Annotated in this window: 1 protein-coding gene; it reads left to right on the forward strand. The window is 72.2% G+C overall.

The features are described 5' to 3' along the window. Positions 1-335: hypothetical protein (locus AC4IJH_RS43815; RefSeq protein WP_490857617.1), on the forward strand; the 335-nt coding region annotated here is incomplete at both ends.

The raw sequence follows: 335 nt of genomic DNA on the forward strand, positions 1-335 counted from the left end.
GAGCTGCATGCCAGTGGTGCTTCGGTGCTGCGGGCGCGGCTGCGGCGGGACGCTCAGGGCAGCCTGACGGTGGCGGCCGCGGATGCGACGGGTGCGCCCGTGGTGTCGGTGGCGTCGCTGATCACCCGTCCCGTCTCGGCGGACCAACTCCGGTCTGCTGACGCGGGCGTGGCGGACTCGCTGTTCACCATCGACTGGGCTCCGATTGCCGAGTCTGCGGTTCAGCCGGGGCAGTGGGCGCTGATCGGTGCCGATCGTTTCGGCGTGGCCGAGGGACTGGACGCGGCCGGGCTGTCGGTACGTACCTTCGCGGGCCTTGCCGAGGTGGCCGACGC

The sequence above is a fragment of the Streptomyces sp. UF-297 genome, from assembly GCF_058245575.1.